This is a genomic window from Micrococcus terreus, from assembly GCF_900116905.1.
Taxonomy (GTDB): domain Bacteria; phylum Actinomycetota; class Actinomycetes; order Actinomycetales; family Micrococcaceae; genus Citricoccus; species Citricoccus terreus.
The window spans coordinates 180,083-187,631 of sequence record NZ_FPCG01000005.1 but is presented as its reverse complement, the minus strand read 5'-3'; the positions used below and the strand labels follow the sequence as shown (position 1 = coordinate 187,631).

The 7,549-nt window shown below is 69.6% G+C and carries 9 protein-coding genes; 8 read left to right on the top strand and 1 reads right to left on the bottom strand.

What is annotated here, in order from left to right:
* On the bottom strand, positions 1-254 hold a 254-nt coding region (locus BM355_RS08165; protein ID WP_143109451.1), incomplete at its 3' end, for a leucine zipper domain-containing protein.
* Between the two features lie 120 nt (positions 255-374).
* Here BM355_RS08165 and hisI point away from each other — a divergent pair.
* From hisI to lgt, 8 genes are all read left to right on the top strand, one after another.
* Positions 375-752 carry a phosphoribosyl-AMP cyclohydrolase gene (gene hisI / locus BM355_RS08160; RefSeq protein WP_091697085.1) on the top strand — a complete coding sequence of 126 codons (378 nt, stop codon included), beginning with the start codon at positions 375-377 and terminating at the stop codon, positions 750-752.
* Positions 745-2,316, top strand: a complete 1,572-nt coding sequence (locus BM355_RS08155; RefSeq protein ID WP_091697083.1) for an anthranilate synthase component I — start codon at positions 745-747, stop codon at positions 2,314-2,316. The genes hisI and BM355_RS08155 overlap by 8 nt, the downstream gene beginning before the upstream one ends.
* A complete protein-coding gene (locus BM355_RS08150; RefSeq protein ID WP_091697078.1) occupies positions 2,313-2,966 on the top strand; it encodes a Trp biosynthesis-associated membrane protein in 654 nt (217 codons plus the stop codon). The genes BM355_RS08155 and BM355_RS08150 overlap by 4 nt, the downstream gene beginning before the upstream one ends.
* Positions 2,967-3,139: 173 nt before the next feature.
* The gene (locus BM355_RS08145; protein ID WP_091697076.1) at positions 3,140-3,451 is read left to right on the top strand and encodes an HGxxPAAW family protein; all 312 of its coding nucleotides are present in this window, start codon (positions 3,140-3,142) and stop codon (positions 3,449-3,451) included.
* Positions 3,451-4,260: an indole-3-glycerol phosphate synthase TrpC gene (gene trpC, locus BM355_RS08140; RefSeq protein ID WP_091697074.1), complete on the top strand. Its 810-nt coding sequence runs from the start codon at positions 3,451-3,453 to the stop codon at positions 4,258-4,260. The genes BM355_RS08145 and trpC overlap by 1 nt, the downstream gene beginning before the upstream one ends.
* A gap of 59 nt (positions 4,261-4,319) precedes the next feature.
* The gene (trpB, locus tag BM355_RS08135) at positions 4,320-5,663 is read left to right on the top strand and encodes a tryptophan synthase subunit beta (protein ID WP_091697072.1); all 1,344 of its coding nucleotides are present in this window, start codon (positions 4,320-4,322) and stop codon (positions 5,661-5,663) included.
* The gene (gene trpA, locus BM355_RS08130) at positions 5,663-6,508 is read left to right on the top strand and encodes a tryptophan synthase subunit alpha (RefSeq protein ID WP_091697069.1); all 846 of its coding nucleotides are present in this window, start codon (positions 5,663-5,665) and stop codon (positions 6,506-6,508) included. Before trpB ends, trpA begins: the two co-directional genes overlap by 1 nt.
* Positions 6,509-6,513: 5 nt before the next feature.
* Complete coding sequence (gene lgt / locus BM355_RS08125) at positions 6,514-7,518, top strand: prolipoprotein diacylglyceryl transferase (RefSeq protein WP_091697142.1); 1,005 nt, start codon at positions 6,514-6,516, stop codon at positions 7,516-7,518.
* Positions 7,519-7,549: the final 31 nt, after the last annotated feature.

Sequence of the window (7,549 nt, the reverse complement as noted above, 5' to 3'; positions counted from 1 at the left end):
CGATTCTCAGCGCGGGCAGCTAGCACCTTCGCTTCGGTCTCTGCGCTGGTCTTGGTCGGCATCGAATGCGGCCTGGAGGACCGGGTGGCCAGTCCAGGTTCGCCTTCGGCGGCGAACCGGTCGATCCAGGTCTTCACGCATTTACGTGAGACTCCCATCGCGGCGGCGATATGAGCCTGCTTCCAGCCCTGCTGATGGCGCTGGACAATCAAACGGCGACCATGAACAGTCAGCCGGGCACTACCGTGGGACATGAGAACCTCCGGGACGACGTGGGCCTTAGACAAGCCACATCACACCCGGAGGTTCTCCCACATTCAACCCAGCCCTACCGCCACCAACCTCCTGGCCGGGTACACCTAGACTGGATCACCATGGACACGCTGGACCCGCAGATCGCCGATCGGCTCACTCGCACCCCGGACGGACTGGTGGCGGCGATCGCCCAGCAGCATGACACCGGAGAGGTGCTCATGCTGGGGTGGATGGATGATGAGGCACTTCACCGCACCCTGACCACCGGTCGCGTCTGGTACTGGTCGAGATCCCGTCAGGAGTACTGGCGCAAGGGGGACACCTCCGGACATGAACAGCGCACCGTCTCCGTCGCCCTGGACTGTGACGCGGACGCCCTGCTGGTCCAGGTCGACCAGATCGGCCCGGCGTGCCACACCGGCACACGCAGCTGCTTCGACGGCCGTGAGCTGCCGGTCTCCATCCCCGAGCCGACCCAGGAGGACCCCCGTGCGTGATCTCGGCACCATCACCCCCAGCCGCGAGGAGTTCGTGGGACTGGCCGGACGTCGTCGGGTCATCCCGGTCACGCTGACCCTGTTGGCCGACGCCCTCACCCCCGTGGGGATCTACCGCCGTCTCGCCGACGACCGCCCCGGCACCTTCCTGATGGAGTCGGCCGCGCAGGGCGGGGTGTGGTCCCGGTACTCCTTCATCGGCGCCGGCAGCTCGGCCACACTCACCACCCGGGACGGACAGGCGCACTGGCAGGGGGAGCCGCCCGCAGGGGTTCCCCGGCAGGGCGACGCGCTCCAGGTGCTGCGTGCCACCCTCGAGCACCTCTCGGCCGGCACCGGCGACCAGGCACACCCGGAACTGCCCAACCTCGTCTCCGGGATGGCCGGATTCCTGGGGTGGGAGACGGTGCGCCGCTGGGAGCATCTGCCCACACCCCCGCCGGATGACCTCGGGTTGCCGGAGCTGGCGATGAACCTGATCACCGACCTCGCCGTGCATGACACCGTGGACGGCACCGTCACCCTGGCGGCCAATGCCATCAACCAGGACGGTCTGGAGTCCGGTGCCGAGCAGGCCTGGCAGCACGCCGTGGACCGGCTGGAGGACATGGCGGACCGACTGCGCCAGCCGCAGGCGGACCCGGTCTCCGCGGCCTCGAGCAACTGGCAGGACATCGACGTCGCCGCCCACATCCAGGACTCCTGGACCCAGGAGGGCTTCCTGGACGCGGTGGCCAAGGCCCAGCGCGCGATCGTGGACGGCGAGGTCTTCCAGGTGGTGGTCTCCCGGCGGTTCAGCACCGAGACCACGGCTTCCGCTTTGGACATCTACCGGGTGCTGCGCGCCATGAATCCCAGCCCCTACATGTACCTGTTCACCTTCGAACGGCCCGACGGCGGCCAGTACCAGATCGTGGGTTCGTCACCCGAGGCGCTGGTCACCGTCAAGGACGGCAGCGTGGTCACCCACCCGATCGCCGGCTCCCGCCCCCGCGGTGCGACGGTGGAGGAGGACCACCTGGCGGAGAAGAGCCTGGTCAATGACCAGAAGGAACGCGCCGAGCACCTGATGCTCGTGGACCTCTCCCGCAACGACCTCTCCAAGGTCTGCCGTCCGGGCACCGTCTCGGTCACCCAGTTCATGGAGGTGGAGCGCTTCAGCCACATCATGCACCTGGTCTCCCACGTGGAGGGGCGACTGGACGACTCGGTCTCGGCGCTGGACGTGCTGGCCGCCGCCTTCCCGGCCGGCACCCTCTCCGGGGCTCCCAAGCCCCGGGCCCTGCAGCTGCTGGACGAGTGGGAGCCTCAGCGTCGTGGCCCCTACGGGGGTGTCGTGGGGTACTTCGACCTCTCCGGGAACATGGACATGGCGATCAACATCCGCTCGGCGCTGCTGGTGGACAGCATGGCCTACGTCCAGGCCGGCGCGGGGATCGTGGCGGACTCCGTTCCGCTGACGGAGGCCGAGGAGACGGTGACCAAGGCCAGCGCGCCGATGCGGGCGGTGCTGGCGGCCGGTTCCCTCACGGACCTGAGCGCCAGCGAGCGGGGGTCGGCATGAGCGAGGAGGTGCAGCAGGTGGGCCGGCCGGTCCGACGCGGCGCGGTGACCCGCCGCACCGCCGTCCTGTGGGCCGTGGCCGCTGGAGCAGCCCTGCTGGGTGCCGGTGCCCAGACCTGGGTCCAGGCCTCTGGTCTCGACGGTCTGTCCGAGACCTCGGTGGCTACCACCGGCAATGACGCGGCCGCCGTGGTCCCGGCAATGGCGCTGGTCGGCATGGCAGGCGGTGCGGCGCTGTCCATCGCCCGTCGTGTCGCACGGACGGTGATCGCCGCTCTGCTGGTCCTGGCCGGACTGGCCGGGGCAGTGGCCTCTGTGCAGGTCGCGGCCAACCCCGCGGCGGCGGCCCAGTCGGTTGTCGGCAGTGCCACCGGCACCACAGCCCTCGCGTCCGAGTACGTCGTGACCGTCTGGCCGTGGATCGCCCTGGCGGTGTCCGTTGCCCTGGCGCTCTGCGGCGTGGCCGTACTGGTCTTCGGCCGTCGGTGGGCTCTGACCAGCCGACGGTATGACACGGGCTCGTCCGCTGACCCTTCCATCGCGTCCCGTCACCAGGACGGACCGGCCCGCACTCAGCAGAGCAGACCGGACGAGGATCTGGATGAGATCGACGCCTGGGACCAGCTCTCACGGGGGAATGACCCCACCTGAGGCCTGGAGCGTCCACCGCCGGGGACATGACGGGAGACATCCACCGGGTCACCCCGCGCGTCGTGGCAGAATGACAGCAAGACACGATGACACGACTGCGCACACGAGGCGCTGCTCCTCCCGGGAGTGGCCAGGGGCGTCGCGCAGCATCCCACCTCAGGAAAGGCAGGGTCATGTCGACCTCGCACACGACCGACCACACCGGCACCCATCGCCGCGGCGGTGAGCTGACCATCACCGACGACGGCCGGGTGCTGAACGACCCCACCCACGCCGAGCCGATCGGCCACGGCAACTCCGTGGCCAGCTGGGCTCTGGTGCTGCTGGCGATCGTGGGTGCCGTCATCATCATGTTCGGCATGCTCTCCGAGACCTGGATCGTCGTGATCGTGGGCGGTGCCTTCATCGTGGCCGGTCTGATCGCCGGATTCGTGCTGAAGAAGGCCGGCAAGGGCGTGGACAACTCTCAGATCGCCCGCCACTGATGCCCACAGTCCTCGACGACATCATCGTCGGCGTCCGAGAGGACCTGGAGGCGCGTCGTCGGGAGACCTCCCTGGCGCAGATGCGCGAGCGGGCCCTCCAGGTGACGCCGGCCCGTGACGCGTGGGCTGCACTGCGCGGTGGTCGATCCGATGCCTCCGGGCTGCGCGTGATCTCCGAGGTCAAGCGCTCCAGTCCCTCCAAGGGGGCCCTGGCGGACATCGCCGCGCCGGCTGACCTGGCCCGCAGCTATGAGCGCGGTGGTGCAGCCGTGATCTCCGTGCTCACCGAGCAGCGACGCTTCGGCGGCTCTCTGGCTGATCTGGATGCCGTGCGTGCGGCCGTGGACATCCCCGTGCTCCGCAAGGACTTCACGGTGGACGAGTACCAGATCCATGAGGCCCGCGCCCACGGCGCCGACCTGGTCCTGCTGATCGTCGCCGCCTTGGACGACGCCCAGCTGCGAGACTTCCTCGACCTGACCCATGAGCTCGGCATGAACGCCCTCATCGAAGCGCACACCCCGGAGGAGATCGAACGCGCGGCCGCCCTGAAGCCGCGCATCATCGGGGTGAACGTCCGGAACCTGAAGACCCTGGAGGTGGATCCCTCCTCCTACGGTCGTCTGGCGCCTCTGCTGCCCTCGGACGTGGTCCAGATCGCCGAGTCCGGCGTGGACGGACCACAGGACGTGGCCGAGTATGCCCGTCACGGCGCGGACGCCATCCTCGTCGGCGAGGCCCTGGTCCGCCACGGCGATCCGGCTCAGGCCATCCGGGACTTCCGGTCCGCTTCCGCGGCCGTCCGCTGACCCTCAGCCGAGGCTCGGTCCCATACCCACCGCACCACCCGCAGGAGACGAGCAGGTCCATGACTGACTCCACACCGTTCACCCAGCAGCCCGATCTGCAGCACGACGGGCCCTACCAGGGTCAGCAGGGACCCTACTTCGGCCCCTACGGCGGTCGGTGGATGCCGGAGTCGTTGATCGCCGCACTGGACGAGGTGGACCGCACCTTCCAGCAGGCTCAGGAGGATCCGGAGTTCATCTCTGAACTGGAGTCGCTGTATGCCGACTACGTCAACCGCCCCTCTCTGCTCACCGAGGTCCCGCGTTTCGCCGCAGCAGTGCCCGGGGTGCGCATCTTCCTCAAGCGCGAGGACCTGAACCACACCGGTTCCCACAAGATCAACAACGTCATCGGCCAGGCGCTGCTGGCGCGGCGCATGGGCAAGATCCGACTGATCGCCGAGACCGGAGCGGGGCAGCACGGAGTGGCCACGGCCACCGCGGCCGCGCTGTTCGGCATGGAGTGCACCGTGTACATGGGGGAGGCCGACACCCAGCGCCAAGCCCTCAACGTGGCCCGCATGCGTCTGCTCGGGGCTGAGGTGGTGCCCGTGACCGTCGGGGCCCGGACGCTCAAGGACGCCATCAACGAGGCGCTGCGTGACTGGGTCGCCTCGGTGGAGACCACCCACTACCTGCTCGGCACGGTGACCGGACCGGCTCCCTTCCCGGCGATGGTGCGGTGGTTCCACCGGGTCATCGGGGAGGAGGCCCGGGCACAGGTCCTGGCGCAGACCGGCCGTCTGCCGGACGCCGTCATGGCGTGCGTGGGCGGGGGCTCCAACGCGATGGGCATCTTCCACGGGTTCCTGGACGACCCTGAGGTCCAGCTCTACGGACTGGAAGCCGGTGGCGAAGGCATGGACACCGGGCGGCACGCCGCCTCGATCACCCTGGGCCGCACCGGCGTGCTGCACGGCGCGCGCACCTACCTGATGCAGAACGAGGATGGGCAGACCATCGACTCCCACTCGATCTCCGCGGGGCTGGACTATCCCGCGGTGGGCCCAGAGCACGCCTGGCTGCATGACACCGGACGGGCGATCTACGAGCCGGTCAACGACGACGAATGCATGTCCGCCTTCGAACGGCTGTGCCGGACCGAGGGGATCATTCCGGCCATCGAATCATCCCACGCCCTGGCCGGTGCCCTGCGCCTGGCCCGGCGGTGGGCGGACGCCGGCGAGGTCTCAGCAGACACCCCGTCGGGGCAGGAGCGGATCATCGTCGTCAACCTCTCCGGCCGTGGTGACAAGGATGTCTCCACCGCCGCCAAGTGGTTCGACATGCTGCCCGATGCCCCCACGCCCGAAGGCGGGGACGCCGCGGCCGTGGCCGCTCGACCCGAAGGAGCACAGGACTGATGAGCGCATCGACCCCCCAGGACACGAGCCGTACCCAGGACTCCTCCGTCCGCTCCCTGACCACCGAGGCGATCGAGCGGGCTCGCGCAGCGGGCCGCACCGCCCTGATCGGCTACCTGCCGGCCGGATACCCCACGGTGGAGGACTCGATCGAGGCCGCCGTGGAGCTGGGGCGCAACGGCGCGGACGTGATTGAGATCGGGATCCCCTACAGCGACCCGGTGATGGACGGTCCGGTCATCCAGGCCGCCACGAGCCAGGTCCTGGCGGACGGGTTCCGCGTGGATCAGGTCTTCGAGATCGTCCGCGCCGTCACCGAGCGCACCGACGCGGCGGTGGTGGTGATGACCTACTGGAACCTGGTGGGCCGGATGGGCGTGGACGCCTTCGCCCGTCGTCTGGCCGAGGCCGGGGGAGCGGGCATCGTCACGCCAGACCTGGTTCCCGAGGAGGCCGAGGAGTGGTTCGCGGCCTCGGACCGGTACGGACTGGACCGGATCTTCCTGACCGCCCCCAGCTCGACCCCGGAACGGGTCCGGCTGATCACCGAGGTCTCCCGTGGCTTCGTCTACGGCGTCTCGGTCATGGGCGTCACCGGTGCCCGCGACCAGGTGTCCAACGCCGCCGAGTCCGTGGTCGCCGCCGCCCATGAGGCCGGCGCTCCCCGCGTCTGCGTGGGACTGGGCGTCTCCCGCCCGGAGCACATCCGGGAGATCGGCCGGTACGCGGACGGTGCCATCGTGGGAACCGCCCTCGTCGCCGCCCTGCGTGACGGGGGACCGGCCGCCGTCGGCCGGCTCGCCGCAGACCTGGCACGTGGCACCCAGCGCGAGGCCACCGCGTGAGCCCGCTGGCCGCCGTCGTGGTCCCCGCCGCCATCCCGGCCCCGACCTGGGACGGATTCGACCTGGGCTTCACGAAGCTGCATGCCTACGCCCTGTGCATCCTGGCCGGGATCATCGTGGCACTGTGGCTGGCCTCCCGCCGTTGGGCCGCCCGCGGCGGTCCCGAGGGGCGAGTCGTGGACATCTCCCTCTGGGCCATTCCGTTCGGGCTGGTCGGCGCTCGTCTGTACCATGTGTTCTCCTCCCCGGACGCCTACTTCGGACCCGGGTTCGACGGCACCGGTGACCTGACCAGGATCTGGCGTGTGTGGGAAGGCGGCCTGGGCATCTGGGGTGCTGTGGCGCTGGGTGCCGTGGGAGCCTGGATCGGCTGCCGCCGGTACGGAGTGAAGCTCTCGGCCTACGCCGATGTGGTCGCCCCGGGCGTGCTGTTGGCCCAGGCCATCGGACGGCTGGGGAACTACTTCAACCAGGAGCTCTTCGGTGGGCCCACCGATCTGCCGTGGGGCCTGCAGGTCTCGTCGGATCATCCGAACTTCCCCACCGAGTACATGTCGGGGACCCTGTTCCACCCCACGTTCCTCTACGAGATGCTCTGGAACCTGCTCGGCGTGGCCATCCTGCTGCTGCTGGACCGGCGTCTGCGCCTGCGCCGCGGCATGATGCTCTGGGCCTACGTGGCCTGGTACACGGCCGGACGGGTGTGGATCGAGCGCCTGCGCATCGACGACGCCGAGATGATCACCATCCTGGGGATCACCGAGCGGCTGAACGTGTGGACCTCACTGCTGCTGTTCCTGATCGCGGTGGCGTTCCTGATCTGGCTCTGGGCCACCCGCCCGCGCACCCCGGAGGGGCGTGCCGAAGCCGACTCCGTGTGGCTGCCCGGACGCGAGCCGGAGCCGGACGCGGTCGAGGAGAGCGATCCTGGCGCACTGGAGACGACCCCCGTGGAGCCGGCGGATCGGACACCGGGACAGGCCTCGCGCAACACTGCGTCACAGGAGTGACACACGGCACAGGCATGCGAGCCTGGCCGCT